This is a genomic window from Mucilaginibacter sp. Mucisp73, from assembly GCF_059491465.1.
The window spans coordinates 1100589-1118897 of record NZ_CP168507.1 but is presented as its reverse complement, the minus strand read 5'-3'; the positions used below and the strand labels follow the sequence as shown (position 1 = coordinate 1118897).

Annotated in this window: 20 protein-coding genes; 5 read left to right on the top strand and 15 right to left on the bottom strand. The window is 43.8% G+C overall.

Annotated features, from left to right (window positions below; translation table 11 throughout):
• Positions 1–8: 8 nt before the first annotated feature.
• From ACEN82_RS05060 to ACEN82_RS05030, 7 genes are all read right to left on the bottom strand, one after another.
• Complete coding sequence (locus ACEN82_RS05060) at positions 9–200, bottom strand: hypothetical protein (protein WP_091170095.1); 192 nt, start codon at positions 198–200, stop codon at positions 9–11.
• 8 nt (positions 201–208) lie between these two features.
• A complete protein-coding gene (ccoN, locus tag ACEN82_RS05055) occupies positions 209–2335 on the bottom strand; it encodes a cytochrome-c oxidase, cbb3-type subunit I (protein ID WP_413319668.1) in 2127 nt (708 codons plus the stop codon).
• Positions 2336–2421: 86 nt separating this feature from the next.
• Positions 2422–2583: a cbb3-type cytochrome oxidase assembly protein CcoS gene (gene ccoS / locus ACEN82_RS05050; RefSeq protein WP_091170101.1), complete on the bottom strand. Its 162-nt coding sequence runs from the start codon at positions 2581–2583 to the stop codon at positions 2422–2424.
• A complete protein-coding gene (locus tag ACEN82_RS05045; protein WP_413319666.1) occupies positions 2580–4964 on the bottom strand; it encodes a heavy metal translocating P-type ATPase in 2385 nt (794 codons plus the stop codon). Before ACEN82_RS05045 ends, ccoS begins: the two co-directional genes overlap by 4 nt.
• Before the next feature lie 158 nt (positions 4965–5122).
• On the bottom strand, positions 5123–5908 hold the full coding sequence (locus ACEN82_RS05040; protein ID WP_413319664.1) for a universal stress protein: 786 nt from the start codon (positions 5906–5908) through the stop codon (positions 5123–5125).
• An 8-nt stretch (positions 5909–5916) separates the two neighbouring features.
• Positions 5917–6000 (bottom strand): universal stress protein, encoded by an 84-nt coding sequence (locus ACEN82_RS05035; protein WP_413319754.1) that lies wholly within the window; start codon positions 5998–6000, stop codon positions 5917–5919.
• A gap of 28 nt (positions 6001–6028) precedes the next feature.
• The gene (locus ACEN82_RS05030) at positions 6029–6271 is read right to left on the bottom strand and encodes a hypothetical protein (RefSeq protein WP_413319662.1); all 243 of its coding nucleotides are present in this window, start codon (positions 6269–6271) and stop codon (positions 6029–6031) included.
• 282 nt (positions 6272–6553) lie between these two features.
• On the opposite strand from ACEN82_RS05030, the gene queD reads away from it, so the two are divergent.
• Both queD and adhP read left to right on the top strand, forming a co-directional pair.
• Positions 6554–6910 (top strand): 6-carboxytetrahydropterin synthase QueD, encoded by a 357-nt coding sequence (queD, locus tag ACEN82_RS05025; protein WP_413319660.1) that lies wholly within the window; start codon positions 6554–6556, stop codon positions 6908–6910.
• Between the two features lie 154 nt (positions 6911–7064).
• A complete protein-coding gene (gene adhP / locus ACEN82_RS05020; RefSeq protein WP_413319658.1) occupies positions 7065–8099 on the top strand; it encodes an alcohol dehydrogenase AdhP in 1035 nt (344 codons plus the stop codon).
• Positions 8100–8185: 86 nt separating this feature from the next.
• Here adhP and ACEN82_RS05015 read toward each other — a convergent pair whose 3' ends face one another.
• Positions 8186–8308: a hypothetical protein gene (locus tag ACEN82_RS05015; protein ID WP_413319656.1), complete on the bottom strand. Its 123-nt coding sequence runs from the start codon at positions 8306–8308 to the stop codon at positions 8186–8188.
• A 76-nt stretch (positions 8309–8384) separates the two neighbouring features.
• On the opposite strand from ACEN82_RS05015, the gene ACEN82_RS05010 reads away from it, so the two are divergent.
• Positions 8385–9074 carry an OmpW/AlkL family protein gene (locus ACEN82_RS05010; RefSeq protein WP_413319654.1) on the top strand — a complete coding sequence of 230 codons (690 nt, stop codon included), beginning with the start codon at positions 8385–8387 and terminating at the stop codon, positions 9072–9074.
• A gap of 107 nt (positions 9075–9181) precedes the next feature.
• Here the strand turns inward: ACEN82_RS05010 and ACEN82_RS05005 are convergent, their stop codons facing one another.
• The 3 genes from ACEN82_RS05005 to ACEN82_RS04995 are packed head-to-tail and all read right to left on the bottom strand — an operon-like array spanning position 9182 to position 10179.
• Positions 9182–9385, bottom strand: a complete 204-nt coding sequence (locus tag ACEN82_RS05005; RefSeq protein ID WP_413319652.1) for a hypothetical protein — start codon at positions 9383–9385, stop codon at positions 9182–9184.
• Complete coding sequence (locus ACEN82_RS05000; protein WP_413319650.1) at positions 9363–9683, bottom strand: hypothetical protein; 321 nt, start codon at positions 9681–9683, stop codon at positions 9363–9365. The genes ACEN82_RS05005 and ACEN82_RS05000 overlap by 23 nt, the downstream gene beginning before the upstream one ends.
• 52 nt (positions 9684–9735) lie before the next feature.
• Positions 9736–10179: an Hsp20/alpha crystallin family protein gene (locus tag ACEN82_RS04995; protein WP_413319648.1), complete on the bottom strand. Its 444-nt coding sequence runs from the start codon at positions 10177–10179 to the stop codon at positions 9736–9738.
• A gap of 340 nt (positions 10180–10519) precedes the next feature.
• Between ACEN82_RS04995 and ACEN82_RS04990 the strand changes: the two genes are divergently transcribed.
• On the top strand, positions 10520–11035 hold the full coding sequence (locus ACEN82_RS04990; protein WP_176628630.1) for a hypothetical protein: 516 nt from the start codon (positions 10520–10522) through the stop codon (positions 11033–11035).
• 35 nt (positions 11036–11070) lie between these two features.
• Here the strand turns inward: ACEN82_RS04990 and ACEN82_RS04985 are convergent, their stop codons facing one another.
• A complete protein-coding gene (locus tag ACEN82_RS04985) occupies positions 11071–12225 on the bottom strand; it encodes an ankyrin repeat domain-containing protein (RefSeq protein WP_413319646.1) in 1155 nt (384 codons plus the stop codon).
• 87 nt (positions 12226–12312) lie between these two features.
• Positions 12313–12591, bottom strand: coding sequence for a hypothetical protein (locus ACEN82_RS04980; RefSeq protein WP_413319644.1), 279 nt, complete (start codon positions 12589–12591; stop codon positions 12313–12315).
• Positions 12592–12909: 318 nt separating this feature from the next.
• On the opposite strand from ACEN82_RS04980, the gene ACEN82_RS04975 reads away from it, so the two are divergent.
• Positions 12910–13320: a cupin domain-containing protein gene (locus tag ACEN82_RS04975; RefSeq protein ID WP_413319642.1), complete on the top strand. Its 411-nt coding sequence runs from the start codon at positions 12910–12912 to the stop codon at positions 13318–13320.
• An 88-nt stretch (positions 13321–13408) separates the two neighbouring features.
• On the opposite strand, the gene ACEN82_RS04970 is transcribed toward ACEN82_RS04975, so the two are convergent.
• Both ACEN82_RS04970 and ACEN82_RS04965 read right to left on the bottom strand, forming a co-directional pair.
• Positions 13409–17047: a family 78 glycoside hydrolase catalytic domain gene (locus ACEN82_RS04970; protein WP_413319640.1), complete on the bottom strand. Its 3639-nt coding sequence runs from the start codon at positions 17045–17047 to the stop codon at positions 13409–13411.
• A 148-nt stretch (positions 17048–17195) separates the two neighbouring features.
• Positions 17196–18272: a YncE family protein gene (locus tag ACEN82_RS04965; protein WP_413319638.1), complete on the bottom strand. Its 1077-nt coding sequence runs from the start codon at positions 18270–18272 to the stop codon at positions 17196–17198.
• Positions 18273–18309: the final 37 nt, after the last annotated feature.

Genomic DNA, 18309 nt, shown 5'->3' with positions numbered 1-18309 from the left:
GCGGTATTTCATAAGTTGTAAGAATTAAGGGATTCACCATGACTATCCTTCAAAGGAAGGTTACGCATATGATCTACATGCTGTTTCCTGAGCCTGAAAAGCAGGATAGCTACTACAATAAAAAATACGAGGAAGATCCCCAGAGAAAATAACAGGTAACCCTGGGCACCCGAAATGTGTTCTGTAAATTGCTTAAACATTGCTTTTGTTATTTAGCGGCGGTTTTGCTTGCTTTGATATCGGTACCCAAACGTTGCAGGTAAGCTATCAAGGCTACTATTTCTTTATTGTTTTTAACCTTTATATGATCGTTATACAGGTTATCGGCAATTTCTTTTTCCTGTTTACGAAGATCGCTATTGGCTATTTTTTCATATCCTTCGGGATACGGGACACCCAGTGTGCGCATGGCCTTTATTTTGGCGGCTGTGGTAGCTGTATCAAGATTTTGGGTTAACAGCCAATCATAATTTGGCATGATACTCCCCGGCGACATGAGGCGTGGGTCCATCAGGTGGTTATAGTGCCAGGCATTGCCGTATTTGCCGCCCTCGCGCGCCAGGTCGGGCCCGGTACGTTTTGATCCCCATAAAAACGGGTGATCATAAACAAATTCGCCCGCCTTGCTGTATTCGCCATAGCGCTCGGTTTCTGAGCGGAAAGGCCTTACAGTTTGTGAGTGGCAGTTTGAGCAGCCCTCTCTGATATAAAGGTCACGTCCCTGCAACTCAAGCGGAGTATAAGGTTTTACCGCCGCTATCGTGGGGATATTTGATGATATAGTTAGCGTTGGCATCAACTCAATAAAAGTACCTACCAGTATAACCAGCAATGCGGCTATCATCATTTGTATTGGTCGGCGTTCCAATACCCGGTGCCATGTTTCTTCATGCCCGGTTGTGCTTAAAGCAGGCAACGGCATAGCCTGGGCAGGCTCATTTGCAACGAGTTTGCCCTGCAGCGCGGTGCGGCAAAGGTTATATGCCATTACAATAACGCCCAGCAGGTATAATCCACCGCCTACAGAACGCATAACATGCATAGGCAATATGCGCATCGTTGTTTCCAGAAAAGCGGGATATTTCAGTATCCCCTCGGGTGTAAACTCTTTAAGCATTAAACCCTGGGTAAAACCAGCCCAATACATTGGTATGGCGTAAAACAGGATCCCGAGCGTGCCTATCCAAAAATGAAACGAGGCCATCTTTTTTGAATATAACTGCGTTTTATAAATACGCGGAATAAGCCAGTAAAGGATGGCAAAGGTTAAAAAGCCGTTCCAGCCCAAAGCGCCAACGTGTACGTGGGCAATTATCCAATCGGTAAAGTGGCCTATGGCGTTCACCTGTTTCAATGAAAGCATAGGACCTTCAAACGTGGCCATACCATAAGCAGTTAAGCCAACTACCATAAATTTCAGGATCACATCATCACGAACTTTATCCCAGGCACCGCGCAGGGTGAGCAAACCATTGATCATACCGCCCCAGCTTGGTGCTAACAGCATAATTGAAAAGGCAACACCTAATGACTGCGCCCAACCGGGAAGCGTGGTGTACAGTAAATGGTGCGGGCCGGCCCAGATATATATAAAAATGAGCGCCCAAAAGTGCAGGATACTTAACTTATAGGAATAGATAGGCCTGTTGGCCATTTTGGGCAAAAAGTAATACATCATGCCCAGGTATGGGGTGGTCAGGAAAAATGCCACTGCATTGTGGCCATACCACCATTGTACCAATGCATCCTGCACGCCGGCATATACCATGTAACTTTTAAAGGCTGATACCGGCAGTTCAAATGAATTTACAATATGCAATACAGCTATGGTGACAAACGTGGCTATGTAAAACCATATGGCAACATATAAATGCCGTTCGCGGCGTTTAAATATGGTTCCAAACATATTAATGCCAAACACAACCCAGATAAGGGTAATTGCAATATCTATTGGCCATTCAAGTTCGGCATATTCATGCGAGGTGGTTAAACCTAAGGGTAACGTAATAACAGCCGAAACAATGATGAGCTGCCAGCCCCAAAAGTGAATTTGACTAAGGGCATCGCTAAACATCCGCGCTTTTAACAGCCGCTGTAATGAATAGTAAACACCCATAAAAATAGCGTTACCCACAAAAGCGAAGATCACCGCATTGGTGTGTAAGGGCCTGATGCGGCCAAATGTAGTGTATTGGTTGCCCATGTTCATCCCCGGGCTATACAATTGTATGGCTACGATGAGGCCTACGGTCATCCCAATTATACCCCAGATCACCGTGGCGATACCAAAATTCCGGACGATCTTGTTGTCATAGTAAAAATTTTCGGGCTGCATATGATATTAAATAATTTGATGGTGTAAAAGTATTGAGGGGCTGCCGCCGACAGAATGATGACGGTTTGCCCGAATAATGACATTGGTCATTTTTTATCTTTATCAGTTGGTTCATCATCCAGCAGGATCCTTACCGATGGGGTATACAGATCATCATGCTGGCCGTTACGCTGGGCCCAAAAAAAAGCGCCTAAAAACACGAGTGCAAGCAGCACGCTGCACCCGATCAGGAAATAAATAATGTTCATGATAATTTTCTTTTTTTAGCGGCGAGGTGTGTTGCTATGCTTGTGAACGAAATGATGGTTGCAGTACTTAAAGGCATCAATATGGCCGCTATAAGCGGTGAAAGCCTGCCGCTTACAGCATAGCTTAATCCTAATAGGTTATAGCAAAGCGATATAAAAAACGAGATGTGGATAATGGTGATACTATCCTTTGATAATTTAAGAAATGCGGGCAGCAACCTGAGCGAACGCCCATCTAAAATAGCATCGCTGCCGGGCGAAAAATTGTTAACGTTATCCGTAATAGCTATCCCCAAATCACTTTGTTTTAAAGCACCCGAATCATTCAAGCCATCACCTATCATCATTACCTTTTTACCGGCCAGCTGTAAAGCCTTTATAAAATCAAGCTTTTGCTGCGGGGATTGGTTAAACAGCATATATCCCTCCCCCTTAAAATAAGGCAGTAAATTTTTCCGCTCCCGGTCCTGATCGCCTGATAACAAGTAAATTTTATAATCCGCGGCCAGCCGCGCAATATCTTCAAGCCCTTCGCGATACTTGTTAACAAAGCTGAAATAACCGGCGTATCGCCCGTTAATCATCAGGTGTACTTCGGTTGATTTTGCGATGTCTACTCCTCCTGTTAAAAACGACTGGCTGCCCACCTGAACATTATACCCATCAACCCAGGCAGTGATACCTTTTCCGGCTATTTCCCGGTAATTACTTACCCGAAGTTTTTCTGCGCCCTTGAGGTAATCGCAAATCTGAACGCTTAAGGGATGCGCCGAATTACTGCAAATGCTGTATATGAGTTGTTCATCGTAACTGCTTAGCTGCGCATTGTTGCTTACACCGTTTTCGCCGCCAATAGTAATGGTGCCGGTTTTATCTAAAACGATGGTATTGATACGGGCCAGCTGTTCAACAACGGCGGTGTTTTTGAGGTAGAAAAAATTACGATCAAAAACGCTGAGCGCCGCCGACATAGTGAACGGAGTACTTAAGGCCAGTGCACAGGGGCAGGCAACAATCAACACAGCTGTAAATGCCGAAAAAGCACGGTAAACATCGACCGGCAGCCAAAAAACTAATGAACCCAATGCAATCACCAGTAAAACAATGCTGAAATACTTACTTACCTTTTGGTTAAAGGTTTGCATCCGGTTGTCCTGGCTACGGCTAAAAGCTTCATTGTTCCACAATTGGGTAAGGTAGCTTTGTGATACTGGTTTAATTACCTCCAATTCAATAGCTTCGCCCATTTGCCGGCCACCGGCATAAACCACTTCACCCCAAACCTTTGTCACGGGAGCTGACTCGCCGGTAACAAAGCTAAAATCAATCCGCGCTTCGCCATTTAGTAATATCGCATCGGCCGGAATAATCTCATTACTACGAATGCGAATCCGCTGACCTACTTTCAGGGCTGATAAGGGCAGCGGCTTTTCTATACCGTTCTCAACAATCTGTACGGCAACAGGGAAAAACGAACGGTAGTCACGCTCAAAAGAGATATGGTAATAGGTTTTTCGCTGAACAAATTTACCCACCAGTAAAAAGAACACCAGCCCGCAAAGCGTATCAGCAAAACCGGCTCCCGCATGGGTTAGTACCTCAATCAGCGTACGCAAAAAAAGCACGGCTATGCCCAGCGCCAGCGGAAAATCGATATTCAATATTTTATTACGGAGGTTTGTATAGGCCGATTGGAAATATTCCCTACCGCTGTAGAAAACAACCGGCAACGAAAACAACACGTTCAACCAGCCAAAAAAATGCCTGAAAGTTTGCTCATATTCCGATAATCCCAAATACTCGGGAAAACTAAGCAGCATCACATTACCGAAACAAAACCCGGCTACCGCTATCTTTTTTACAAGGTTATCGCCAGCACCGGTTTGCTGTTTTTTAATAACATCCTGGAGGTTAATAAGTGGCTCATAGCCGATATCAACCAATAGTTCCACAACCTGTCTTAAACTTATCTCTTTGTTATTAAAGCGCAGGTTTACCTGTTTCTTTAAAAAGTCAATCCGGCTGTAATAAATGGCAGGGTTAAACCTATTCAACTGCTCAAGCAGCCAAATACATGAACTGCAATGGATATAAGGGATATAAAGCGTTAATATGGTAATGTTTTCGTCTGTAAAATCAACCAGGTCTGCTATGATCGAAGGATCATCAAGGTATTCAAACCGCTTTTCCACATGGGTGCGGGTTGCGCCGGGGTGTTCATTATAACTGTAGTAGTTACATAACCCACTATTGGATAACACTTTATAAACACCCTTACAGCCAGTACAGCAAAAATCTTTGCCATCTAACACATAATGATCTTTATCACAATCGTTACCGCAGTGGTAACAGGTAGTTTGGGTAAGTATATTTACAGCCATTGATGATCTATTTATAAGATCAAAAATGGCTGTAATCCGGCACCTGAAAAATGATGGCTGTTGGATGGAAAAGTGATGAGTATCATTTTTCACAGCTAAAAAACAAAGAGTAACGCGCGTTGCTATGTGATCTTATGCACTCCCTCCCATCTCCTGTTTTAGAAATGCAACGGCGGAAGCCCTTCCGGTAACACCAGCAGAGGTATTTCAATATGATGCGAAAGTTTTTTAGTATAACTGATGCCAAACAAACGCTCAAGGGGATTAACTTTACGGTGTACCATCACCAGCATATCGATCACTCCGTGTTCGCTGAGCCAATCGAGCCCGCGCATTATACCCGTACCTTTAATATGCCTGTAATAAATTTTAGGATAGTTGGCTTTACAGGTCACTTCATTTAAAAAAGCTTCTACCTCCTGTTTTTCATCACCTGTTTCATATTTCTCGTCGGTTACATGGGCTATCAATAGCTCTGCATTAAAATAACGTGCCAGGCTTGCCACCGAATGGATCATTTCTATATCGCTGTTGTTCAAATCGGTAGCGAAAGCTATTTTGGTTACAGGGTGATATTTTGCTTGCGATGGGATGAGTAAAACCGGAAAGGCGGCATCGCTGATCATATCCTGCGTGTTGCTACCTAAAAAAAATCTGCTCATAGCCCCCGCTCCCGACATGCCCATAACAACCATTACGCTCTTTTCTTCCTCTATTTTGCCTGTTACTACATCAATTACCTCGCCTACGTCACAACAGGTATTAATAACCCTATGGCCCGCACCCGCTTTGGCGTAAGGAGTTTCCTGTTGTAAGGTTACAGAAAGTTGTTCCAATTCCTTATCTGCATCTGCTTTGAGCGATGTATAATCCTCTAAAGGCCAGGCTACCTGCGCTGCCATGGGCGTTTCTGAAGGTATTTTAATGGCATGACATAATATCAAGCCCGCTTTTATATTTGCGCAAGGTTTATAGCATAACTCGCGGCGTTTTTTGCAGGTTCCGAAAAATCGGTGGGTACTAAAATAGTTTTCATGGCTTAAAGGATTGATTAATTGATATGATTAATGTTTTCTATGATTTCGTTCGATATTGTATAGCCGGCTCTCAACTTGGTTATCAAGGTTATATATGCCGTAATATTTAACCAGCTGCCCGTCAATAATAGCCGCTGTATAACCATCATTTTTTTGCAGGTGTATTCTAAAAACAACAGGTATTTTATCGCTTTCAAGTGTTTTCATAACATCGTTCCTGACGATGTAAAGTTGCAGCGCAGCGGGTGTTAAAATAGTGACGATTGTCATTTATCAATCTGATTGTCAACATCTATAAAACAACATCTAACCCCAAAAACCAATAATAAAAAACTATTTGTCGCGTAAAAAACTTGTACCGCATTGTGAACTTAAGGATACGGGTAAGTACTTCGAAAATCATTGCTGCCGGTATAGTAAATATAACCCGGAGATATTTTAACCAATGCGCGAGTGATTTCAATCAACGAATAAAGAAATACAGATCATTTTATCAGAGTACTTTCCGCGCTTCTTTTGCCCGCAAACTAAAAACCGCAAAAAGCGTATTATATGATCATTTACAAAAGCTTCACTTTCGATTCTGCACATTTTTTACCCAACGTTCCGCCGCACCACAAATGCAGGAACATACATGGTCATACCTACCATTTAACAGTTTATTTTGAAGGCGAGGTAACAACACCTGAAGGATGGGTGCTTGACTTCGCCTTGATCAAAAACGCGGTTAAACCAATAGTTGATCAATTAGACCATACCATTCTGAACGAGGTCCCTGGTTTGGAAAACCCCACGGCCGAAAACCTGGCCGTATGGATCTGGAACAGCGTAACAGGAAAATTGGGTGGGCTTACTAAAATTGAATTGAAAGAAACGCCGACATCCGGGGTCATTTATGAAGGAAAATAGCGCTTATCTATCCCATCTTGTATTTTCATGCAATCTCCCCCCCAGTTGAATGCCCCATATCACCACAGCAGGTGATTTTGATCACTATTTAAGCCACTAAATTCCGCAAGCTTTGTATTAATAAAAAAATCATTAGTCATAAGCCATTGAAAATATGATACCTAAAAAAATGAAAGCCGCCGTAGTGCACGAATTTGGCCGACCTTTGCAAATAGAAGAAATGCCGGTTCGCGAGCCGGGCCAACATGAAATACTGGTTAAAGTAATAGCCAGTGGTGTTTGCCATACCGACCTGCACGCGGCAGACGGCGACTGGCCGGTTAAACCCAAAATGCCACTGATCCCCGGCCATGAGGCTATTGGTTATGTAGTAGCGCTTGGTCCTGATGTTAAAGGCTTGAAGGAAGGTGATATTGTAGGTGTACCCTGGCTGTACAGCGCCTGTGGATGCTGCGAATTTTGTATTACGGGTTGGGAAACCTTATGTAACGACCAGCGAAATGGCGGCTATAGCGTTGATGGCGGTTATGCAGAATATGTGGTGGCCGATTCCCGTTATGTTGGGCATTTCCCGGCAGGCTCGGATTGTACCGCGATGGCACCGATCATTTGCGCGGGTGTTACCGTTTACAAAGGCCTTAAAGAAACGGAAACCAAACCCGGAGAATGGGTAGCTATTTCCGGCATAGGTGGCCTTGGGCACTTAGCTGTACAATATGCCAAAGCCATGGGCATGCATGTTGCGGCTATTGATGTAGATGATACAAAACTGGAATTAGCTAAAAACCTTGGCGCCGAGCTGATCGTTAATGCCAGAAGTACCGACCCCGGCACGTTTTTACAAAAAGAAACAGGGGGTATGCATGGCGTGTTGGTTACCGCTGTATCACCCATCGCGTTTAAACAAGGTATATCCGCGTTAAGAAGAAAAGGGACTATCGCGCTGAATGGATTGCCACCCGGCAGCTTTGATCTTCCCATATTTGAAACCGTGCTAAACCGCTATACCATCAGGGGATCAATTGTAGGCACTCGTAAAGACCTGCAGGAAGCCATCGAGTTCGCCGTGGAAGGAAAAGTTAAAGCCACCATACATACCGCAAAATTAGAGGACATCAATACGGTTTTGGCCGACCTGAAAAATGGTAAGGTAGATGGGCGGATTGTACTTGAAATAGCTACACCCTAATCTGCATAACAAAAACTTTTAGGGCAGGCCGGGCCAAACTGCTCATTGACGCGATATACCGTGCCTAAGCGCCTACTCAAACTAATTTACTTTAAAAAGATCCGCTCCCTGGGCGGGTCTTTTTTATTGCGGGCAGCATCGGTATTATGCTCGTTTCCGGGTCGCCATTCCAGTGATAAACCGGGTAAACGCGAAATGATAAGTATCATGAGAACAACTGTTTCCTGTCAGGCAAAGTCTATCACCTGCGGGATACATTTGACCCATAATTTAATACAAATCATTATGAAAAAGATTTTCTTTACTACTTTGATCTTATTTTTATTAAGCGGGATAACTGCTTTCGCTCAGCAAAAAAATGAATGGAATATCCGCCTCAGGGCAATTGGGGTTATCCCCCAGGAAAGCGCGACGATAGGCGTTATCGGCGGAGACATAAACATTTCCAATACTGTTGTTCCCGAGCTCGATTTTACCTACTTTTTTGCCAAAAACTTTTCTGCAGAATTAATCCTGGCGACTACAAAACACCAGGTAAAAACAAAAGGCTCCAACCTGAGTGCTATTGGTGCCGGCTCTTCGGCCGATGTTGATCTCGGTAAAGTATGGTTGCTTCCGCCTACGCTTACTTTGCAATATCATTTGCCCACAGGTACCCTTTTTAAACCCTATATCGGCGCGGGGCTTAACTACACTATTTTTTACAATGCCGATAAAGGTTCAACCGTAGGCGGCATTGATTACAACAACAGTTTTGCTTTTGCAACTCAGTTGGGTGCTGATTTCGATATCAGTAAAAAAGTATTCTTGAATATTGATCTGAAGAAAATATTTCTCTCTACCGATGTAAAGGTTGATGCATCCAATTTAACGCCTGCGGGCAAACCCGAACTTGCGCCGGTTTTGAAAAACATACCGGCTGATGTAAAGATCAGGCCATGGATCATCGGCGTAGGTATGGGCTACCGTTTTTAATCACTTGCTGCAAAAACGCCCCGTGGAAACCTGGTGTACGAAGACTGCACCCAATCAGGAAAAAAATACCATTTCACGAAGTCAAGAGCAGAACAAGCGTTTCAATATTATATCGCCCAGTCATCGCTGTCTGTTTTGTTTATACGAAAAAGAATGCCCGATATCCAAAGCAAGGCGCCGGTGAGCAATAATTTCTGATTCATTTCGGGCAAGCGGTGACCTGGGCTGGTTAACCATAAAAACAATTCTGTCAATAACACCAGCATCGTGAGCATGCCGATGAGCATTTCACTCCATTGTTGCCTGTCCATATCCGTTAAATTCTGTGAGGTTTTTCTGCCGGAAGATACCCCGGACAATCAATTTGATATTGCAGGTTAGCTCCTCAAGTGTACAGGATATCGACTTGATTTTTACCGGGATTTCATCCGTTGTTTCCATCAGGTCGATATGAAGTAAATCGGAGCCCAAAGGTTCCCTACCCTTAAAGCTGTCAAAAAGCAGGTGGGCGAAATTTCGGTCATTACCAAAAAAATACTGTCCATAACTATCAAATCCTGCCGGTGTTCTAACGCTCAGCAAAATATAAAACCCGAGTTCCATAGCCATAAATTAAGAGGCTCCTGCTTTAACAGGAGCCTCATTTAAAAAACTATCCCACTTATTTAATTTCAATTTGCCTGCGTATAGCCTTAGCTTCTTCGCGTTTAGCAATATCGATCTTCAGGACGCCGTCTGTATAAGACGCCTCAATATTTTCGGCATTGGCGCTGTCGGGCAACGTAAACGAACGCACAAATGAACTGTAGCTATATTCACGTTTACTGTAATTTTTTTGAACGTCGCTGCTTTCGTTTTGACGTTCTACCGAAATGTTCAGCACATTGCGGTCAAGGTTAATTTTGAAATCTTCCTTTTTTAGGCCGGGCGCAGCCAGTTCAACATGATAATGATCCTCGGTTTCGCTGATGTTAGCTGCGGGAACGCGCGCTACCAGGCGGTCATTGAAAAAAGAATCGTTTAAGATTGATTCAAAAACATCATTAAATGACGGTAATAACGAACTGTTATTCTTTTTGTCGGCATTAAATTTAACCAATGTCATAGGTCTTCCTCCTTAAATAAATTAATGATTGAAACTTATATTAATTAAACCAGTTCATTCAATTCAAAGCCAATGCCAGTAGAATAAACACTTGAGATCACTGAAAAAATTTCACAAAAAATGCTTTTTTTTCAGTTCGACCTGACAAATATTCAATATGCCATTGCTTTTTAACATTCGTATTAAAGCAAAGCAATAATGGTTGATATTTTTACGACGTGTGCCGCCTTGTTCAAACTAAAAGAGCATTGGTAGAATCGCGGCCAATTACCCCCCCTCCGTTCTTTGGGCCCTAAAACAATAACTATTTTATATTGGTTTAAATCATAAAGTACAAATCATGGTGCCTATCAGGTTAATAACAGATGATGTGAGCAGAAGAATCACTTATTTTTATTCCAAACCCTTTTATACCAGTTTTGGATTGATGTTTAATCTTTGCTTTGGAGCACCCTTAATAGTCTTTTTTGGCAGCATGGGCGGCTGGATAATATTTGTACCATTGTTGCTGGCCTGGGCTGGTATTTTTTACCTGATCCTTTCCGTTAAATCAAAAAAGATCAAAAAGGCCAAAGAGGTTTATGAATTCGGTTATGAAACAACTATTTATTTTCAGGGGATAGATTATAATTACAGCGTACAGGTAAACGGAGCGCCGCAACCGGTGATCCTCCTCCGCATAAACAGCGAAACTATCAGGGTGAAAACATTTAACCAGCGCGTGATCAGGGCATTTGACGTTCCCGTTCAAAAGGCTTATATGATGGATAAATACCCGGATATCATACTGCCTGAAAATCTTTTTTCGATGAATATGGCTAACCCATCGACTAAATTAAGATCGATTGACATGTAGGAAAATTGCCATGCAAGCTCCTTTCATAGGTCAGGCTATGTTTCAGCTCTTTTTTCATCGATATAAATTTGCCAGTCATCCTTAATAACTGCACCCGAGGCTATCAGTATTTCCATGATTTCCAGGTGGCCCGGCCTCCGGCTGTTGTACAGCGCCCAAAGCGTGGAGCCCAATACAGTGCCCCCGTATCCATTCAATGCTTCCATGTCTGCGCCTTCGTTCAGCAGCATCTTTACCAGTTCCACCTGCCCTCCGTAGGCTGCCGAATGGAGTGGCGTGGTATTGTCCCAAACGGTGCGCACGCCGCAGCCGTGCTTCAGTAAAAATTCAACTACCGGGCGATGACCGCAAACACAAGCCCAGATCAGGCAGCCGTCGCGCTTCGCAGCCATGCTTTTACTAATAAGTTCTCCCTGATCATCAAAGTAAGATTTAACCTTTTCCAGGTCGCCAATACCACCGGCACCTTCCAGTTCAACGCCCGCGCCTTTGGAAGCAAGGTAACGGACAGGTTCATAACGGCCATTATGCAGACAGGCCAGGATCAGATTGCCATCGGTATAATCCGCAGCTACCGCATGATTGGGGTCGGCACCATGCCTGATCAGGATATCCATCAGCTCTTCCTGTACTCCGGTGATAACCGGGTGCACACTGGTGGCAACAAGTCCGAGTGTAGATGTTCCCCGATACATATCGCCCCAGGCGTCAACTTCTGCGCCTGCGTCTAAAAGTATAGCCGCAATTTCCACGGCATTTTGTGGTGTTTTCTGGCGCCATGCTTCAAAGCCATTTGCACCAACATAATTTAACAATGTGCTGTGATGATTGCGCCGCGAACGCTCATTTATCAGGCCTGGCCTTTGTGCCAGCAGCTTTTTGAGCGTATTCGCATCTCCGGCAGCTATAGCGTCGGCGGCCTGCTCAAATTGCTGCAAGGACGGATTTGTTGATAACCCGGTTTTAAATTTTTCATAATCTGCCCAGCTATCAAAATAGTTTGCATGAGATATTATTAACCGGGCATTCTCCTCGGGGCTATTTTCCGATTGATAACCCGTATCCCCATACCACTGCGACAACTGTGACCTATCGCCATAATTCAGTATAAAATCGACCAGGGTAGTAACATTGCCATCGCGGGCTGCCTGGTCTGCAATTTTTTTTTGTGTTATCGGTATTTCAGCCATGGTTATCCGTTAAAGTTTAATTCTTTTTAAAAGCATACAATCTGAAGTCTTAAAACTCGCTTTACTGTTTTATCAAATATACTTCACTCAGATTTTTTCCGGATGGGAGAGCTTATACCTGGCATACCATCGGCAGGCAAAGTACAACAATACTTCAACAAATATAAACACCAGATAAAGCAATGGTAATCCCGAGCGATGATTTTCAGACACACCTGCGTATGGGACGCCATACAAAATACAATTGAGCCCTAATGCAGGTGAATCAACAAGATATGCAGGATATAAATAATAGAAAAACGGCACCCGGCCCGAGATGGTCAATACATTGTTCAGCCATCCCCTGTTTTTTTCTGCGAAGGCCACCTGCAGTGTGTAGGTGCATTAGTTGCAAGTCGTATATAATGGCGACTACCATACTCATTACGCAGCATGCCTGCTTTCGCACTCATCTTTTGTGGAACAGCATCGATTCCCGAAAATATTATCTATCCTGGTTGAAACATTGTTAAAAACCCGTCAATACATAAAACTGGCTTGCACAACAAAATCCGGGTTCAAAAAACGGCTATTTCGGTATAGCGAATGTCTGCATGAACGATGATTTAGTCCGGTTCATTGATATGGCAATTGCTAAAGGATGGGTTGAGGCTGTAGTTTTACTAAAAATTAAAACCAAAAGCTATGAAAACTAACAAAAACAGACTGGCTACAGCTATTATTATTACTGCCCTTGCAGTTTTTACTCTTCCTTCATCTGTAATGGCTCAAAAAGCTGTAGCAAACCGCACCGAATTACAGCGGCATGACCTTAGTATTCCCGGCCGTGAAATGGTACAGGTACGCGTAGATGTTGAAAAAGGAATGTCATTCCCGCAGCATACACATTTCGGCGAAGAAATTATTTATGTACTTGAAGGTGTTTTAGAATACCAAGTAGCAGGCCAACAACCGGTGACGCTTAAAGCCGGCGACGTTTTATTTATCCCTTACGGAACCGTGCATTCGGCGAAAAATGTAGGAACCACCAAAGCGAGTGAGCTTGCTACCTATATTGTTGAAAAAGATAAACCACTTGTTACACTGATCAAGTAAGGTTCATTATAGATTTTGGAAGTATCGGTCCCCAACCTCATCAATAATCATTGCGATCAATACTTCCAAAATTGCTTCGGGCACAGCTTTATAAGCTTGATGTAAACCGGTAAGCTCCCGGCATCAAACGATAAATCGCTTTGTTTCCTTCAAATCTGATAAAGCTGATACCCTTTGCCCCTGCCACAGGCTTACCGCCTTCAGTTATACCTTTAACAGTAACTGCCGGAAGAAACAATGTAGCTGTGGTATTCGCCGGAACAGTTGCATCATAGGTCAATGTTTTACCGCTTACGGACCAGCTACTGTTTATCCGTCCATAAGGTGAATCATAAGATCCTTTAGCCCAGGTCATCTCCCCGGTCGGGTCAGGCTCAGGCTGCAAAATAAATTTCTTAAAACCAGGTTCATCACGCTGGATCCCGATAGAATAAGCAATCATCCATTGACCAACAGCGCCAAATGAATAGTGGTTAAAAGAGTTCATGCTGTTATTACCGCCAAAGCCGTTTTCTACAGTATACCCGTTCAGCCTTTCCCATATAGTTGTAGCGCCCTGATTAATAGCATACAGCCACGATGGATAATGCTCGTTCTGCAACATTTTATAAGCAAGGTCCGAGTGCCCGTTATCTGAAAGGGCTTTACTGATCGCGCCCGTACCTACAAATCCGGTCATAAGAGAATAAGCAGGGCGGACAATCCCCTGGTCATCTTTATTCTCGTGTTCAACGGCAGCCTCAAGGTTCTTTGCCATATAACTGATATTTTCGTTGCTAAATACGCCAAGTGCCAAACCTGTTGCATAGGCCGTTTGCGTATCCGAAACTTTAAACTCTTTTTTGCCGGGCTCGCCAAACATCCCACCACCAACAACACCTACGGCTTTTTTATCAGCGTTAACAAATGTTTTGTTGAAGAAGGTTTTTCGCTCTTCATATTTTTTCCTGAATTTCTCAGCATCATCTTTCTTTCCTAAAATAGCGGCCACCTTTGTCATAATGCCCAAATCATAAACATGATAAGCTGTAACCGGGAAAGCAGTGCCAAGCTGCATATATTGTGGTCCAAGCCAGTCGCCCAGCACACCATCCGTACTAAAGCCGGTTTTAGGATCAATAGTTGAGTCGATGTAATCCATATACCTGCTCATTGCTTCATAATGTTCGGCAAGTAATGATACATCATTATATTGCTGGTAAGTTTCCCAGGCTACAGTAATGCCAGCGCTTCCCCAAATCACGCCGCCAAATCCGCCGCCAACAGGCGCTATATCGGTAAATCGCCCTTGCTCATTTTGCAAATCGCGCATGGCCAGCATATGCCTGCGCAGAAACTGATCGGCATTGGATACATAGGTTGCAGTACGCGAAAAAATACTGATATCGCCCGACCAGCCCATCCGCTCATTCCTTTGCGGGCAATCGGTTGGTATAGTAAGGAAGTTATCGATGTTTGACCACGTTAGGTTGGACCATAGTTTGTTCACCTTTGGATTGGAGGTAGCATAATTGGCAGTGAGTTTTTTTACAGAACTTATAACCAGGCCTTGTACATCCTCTAACGGCAGCGGCCTATCAATGCCAGTAATTTCGATATATTGATAACCATGCGATGTAAAATGCGGTTGGATCACCTGATCGCCATCCTTCATGATATAAAGATCCTGACTCAGTGCTGCGCGGTAATTTTCGGTCATGATCATACCTACATTTTTACCAGACTCCTTCAGGTTGGGATACAGGATTTCGGCATAACGCAAGGTCAGTTTTTTTCCGGCGATACCATTTTTGATGCTGATCTTGGGCACACCTACAAAATTCTGTCCCATGTCATATACATAAACACCTTTTCTAACTTCTTTCACTGCTTTTGCAGTAAGGGTTTTATAAATTCCTGCCGATGTTCCGATCTGCCCGATCATCGAAATATGATCAAAATCCAGCGGGATCTTTTTCCCGAAATAGTCGACGTCATCCCCCGTGTATGTTGTTCCTTTTAGAGATACTTCCTGCGCTTTTTGCCAGTTGTGATCATCATAAGCTACCGTGTTCCAGTCTTTAATTGCAACTTCCTTGGTGGCATCATCAACCTCGCCCATATCCAGGCTGCTGTAAACAACAGGGCCATCGTTATAATATTTCCAGTTTTTGTTATTGGTTTTGATCACCTCCTGCGAACCATCAGTATAAGTAATAACCAGCTTGGCTAATAAGGATTGCCTGTCGCCAAAATGGTTCCAGACCGAGCCGTAGCTCAACAAGCCGCTCCACCAGCCTTCGCCGAGCATAGCACCAATAGCGTTTTTCCCTTTACTTACCATACCGGTTACATCGTAGGTTTGATAAAGATGAGTTTTGTTATATTGTGTAAGGCCGGGGTTGTAATAATCGTTACCTACCCGTTTACCGTTAAGATAGATTTCATAAATCCCCCTTGCCGTTACATAAAGCCTTGCCTGCGAAATACTTTTATCGGCATTAAAAACCGAGCGCAGCATAGGCATAGCGTTATGACTGGGATCGGCAAGGATAAATGCGCCTGCACTTCCGCCATCTATTTCATATTTCCCATCTTTTATAACTAAACCGGATGAAGGAGTAATAACAGCTTCTTTAAAAATCCCTTTGTAATTATGTTCTTCGGGCTTTTCGCTGAATAAATTGTTGCGCGGCGACCTGAAATTGGAAACCGTCAGCTCAGAAAATTCAGCTTTCTGACCTTTATCTACAGAAAAACCTATCTCTCCAAGCATTCCAAAAGAGATTACATCATGGCGGCCAAGCGGATTAAGTGTTATCACGGCGTCGCGGTTTGCAGGCACAGGCTGGGCTATAGCAGTCGCATCTTTCTCATCTGCTAAAAATGTTTTATTATCATCAACAGTGAATGTAAGTGTACCAAGCTCATTATTGATCAATATGGAGTGTTGTTTGTTTTTATTACCGTTGCCAATCAGGTCGGTTTTTATTGGGAAGCTTTTAAATACTTTATCCAATGTATCTTTTTCCGAATACCCTGCTCTGTATACGTTGATCCGTGCATTGCCTCCCTGATCCAGGCCTGAAATATCCACCTCCACTTTAAAATAAGATTGGTTCTTTTTATTGGCAAGCTGAAAAATATTCCTGTTACTGTCCATCAGTCGTGGGTCATTAGCGGCAAAAATCAGGCTTGCCCTGGAGCTCCCCGGAGCGATAGCCACTTTATATTTCAGGTTATACAGCGGCAGGTAATGCGCATAAAGCACCAGGTCATTATCTCCTCCCCCTATCCATTGCGCGCCATCCCATGCCGACATTCCCGTGTCCATGAGCCCCGTTTCAAACCAGGAGCCCGAGGAAGAAACACCACCTGCCTGATCCCATACATTTACCGTCCAGTTATAGCGGGTTGCTGCTTTAAGCGGCGAGCCTGCGTAAACCACAGCTAAGGCTGTTCCGCTTTTTATTCTGGTGCTATTCCATACCACTTTTCCCTGTGCATCTTTTACGATGATCTGATAAGCAACCTGGTTATAGCCTCTCGATCCTTCGGGGGCCAGCATTTGCCAGCTAAACCGGGGCAGTTTAACATCAATCCCAATAGGATGGTCAGTATATTCCACCTGCAGGTTAACTATCCGGGTCCCTTTTACAGCACCGTAAAGGTTAATTTGTATAAATGAAAATAACAGTAATAAAATCAGGATAGCCAGTTTAACTATCGGGGCAGGATTTTTTGTCATAATTGGGTTTACAGTAAAAGTAATTGGTACAGCAATATGCTAATAAAATGATACTTAACTGTCCCTTACTTACCCCTTTGATTGTAAATACTTTTTTATACGACTAAAAGCAGAATACGAAGCCTAAAGCTAATAAATTATCACGGCATCAACGCCTCACCGCCCAGGCCAAACCATCAGCCCCGCGAATATCAATATGCCCGGCCACTTCTAATTTATTGAGGTCGATCACTGCCACATAATTATCGCCGGTGCAGCCTATAAATGCACGCGATCCGTCATCGTCTACCAGAATGCCTGCTGCCCCATGGCCGGTATTTATACGTTTTATTTCCTGATGCGAAGTGGCATCAAAAATGAACAAGTCGCCGGTACGAAGACTGGTAATCAATACACGTTTGCCATCAGGCGTAAATTTAAGCCGGTTGGCACCTGCCACCTTTGCATCAATTGTGGCAGTTACCTTTTTGGCCGCGATATCGATGATCGAAATATTGCCATCCTCAGCACCTGCAGTCCATAATTCGCGCCCATTGGGTGATACATCAAAACCCTCAGAACCTTTAGCTACCGGGATAACAGTTTGCACCCAGTCATGGCGTGCCGGAGGTGCAAAACCGCCCGGAGGCCCCATTGGCTTCAGCAAACTATCCTCCAAAATGCTTACAGTTGCTGAAGATACATTTGTGGTGAACACCTTTTTCTCATCATCGGTTACATAGATCATGTGCGTTCTATCCTGGCCTGTTCCCATAGCCCAGTCAAATTTGCCGGTTGCAGGATCATAGCGGCCAACAGCTTTAGCGCCTTCGGCCGAGAACCAAACTTTTCCTCCCGCAAATGTTAACCCATGTGGCCCCATCAATGGTTTGGTATCAATGGCGGGCAGCGCTTTTTGCGCCACAAGATCAATTACGCTCAGCTCGTGCAGGCTTCCTCCACCGTAGATGGAAACATAAGCCGTCTTTCCATCGGCTGAGGCTATAACTTCATGAGGATCGGATCCCACAGGAATACGCGCGATAACCTTTAAAGTCACCGGATTGATGACCGCCAAATTATGATCGCCTTTTGAAAGTGCAAGTAAAACCCGTGAGGGTGTGGCCTGCGCTGAACATTTGTTTGAAATAAAAACCATCGGAATCCATAATATGCTTACGACGAGTAATTTGACCATGTCAAATCTCATCGCTTTAAAATTGGGGGCGAATGCTGTTTTATTCATGCGGTTTACTAATTGAAGGGCGGTTTATAAGTCGTTT

What these genes read in the sequence shown, in the direction of transcription:
- ACEN82_RS04990 (WP_176628630.1), top strand. Translation starts at nt 10,520, where the DNA reads ATGGTGCCTATCAGGTTAATAACAGATGATGTGAGCAGAAGAATCACT.
- ACEN82_RS04970 (WP_413319640.1), bottom strand. Translation starts at nt 17,047, where the DNA reads ATGACAAAAAATCCTGCCCCGATAGTTAAACTGGCTATCCTGATTTTA.
- ACEN82_RS05035 (WP_413319754.1), bottom strand. Translation starts at nt 6,000, where the DNA reads ATGAAAACTATTTTAGTACCCACCGATTTTTCGGAACCTGCAAAAAAC.
- ccoS (WP_091170101.1), bottom strand. Translation starts at nt 2,583, where the DNA reads ATGAACATTATTTATTTCCTGATCGGGTGCAGCGTGCTGCTTGCACTC.
- ACEN82_RS05015 (WP_413319656.1), bottom strand. Translation starts at nt 8,308, where the DNA reads ATGATACTTATCATTTCGCGTTTACCCGGTTTATCACTGGAATGGCGA.
- adhP (WP_413319658.1), top strand. Translation starts at nt 7,065, where the DNA reads ATGATACCTAAAAAAATGAAAGCCGCCGTAGTGCACGAATTTGGCCGA.
- ACEN82_RS04975 (WP_413319642.1), top strand. Translation starts at nt 12,910, where the DNA reads ATGAAAACTAACAAAAACAGACTGGCTACAGCTATTATTATTACTGCC.
- queD (WP_413319660.1), top strand. Translation starts at nt 6,554, where the DNA reads ATGATCATTTACAAAAGCTTCACTTTCGATTCTGCACATTTTTTACCC.
- ccoN (WP_413319668.1), bottom strand. Translation starts at nt 2,335, where the DNA reads ATGCAGCCCGAAAATTTTTACTATGACAACAAGATCGTCCGGAATTTT.
- ACEN82_RS05010 (WP_413319654.1), top strand. Translation starts at nt 8,385, where the DNA reads ATGAAAAAGATTTTCTTTACTACTTTGATCTTATTTTTATTAAGCGGG.
- ACEN82_RS04985 (WP_413319646.1), bottom strand. Translation starts at nt 12,225, where the DNA reads ATGGCTGAAATACCGATAACACAAAAAAAAATTGCAGACCAGGCAGCC.
- ACEN82_RS04965 (WP_413319638.1), bottom strand. Translation starts at nt 18,272, where the DNA reads ATGAATAAAACAGCATTCGCCCCCAATTTTAAAGCGATGAGATTTGAC.
- ACEN82_RS05060 (WP_091170095.1), bottom strand. Translation starts at nt 200, where the DNA reads ATGTTTAAGCAATTTACAGAACACATTTCGGGTGCCCAGGGTTACCTG.
- ACEN82_RS04995 (WP_413319648.1), bottom strand. Translation starts at nt 10,179, where the DNA reads ATGACATTGGTTAAATTTAATGCCGACAAAAAGAATAACAGTTCGTTA.
- ACEN82_RS05000 (WP_413319650.1), bottom strand. Translation starts at nt 9,683, where the DNA reads ATGGCTATGGAACTCGGGTTTTATATTTTGCTGAGCGTTAGAACACCG.
- ACEN82_RS05045 (WP_413319666.1), bottom strand. Translation starts at nt 4,964, where the DNA reads ATGGCTGTAAATATACTTACCCAAACTACCTGTTACCACTGCGGTAAC.
- ACEN82_RS05030 (WP_413319662.1), bottom strand. Translation starts at nt 6,271, where the DNA reads ATGACAATCGTCACTATTTTAACACCCGCTGCGCTGCAACTTTACATC.
- ACEN82_RS05005 (WP_413319652.1), bottom strand. Translation starts at nt 9,385, where the DNA reads ATGGACAGGCAACAATGGAGTGAAATGCTCATCGGCATGCTCACGATG.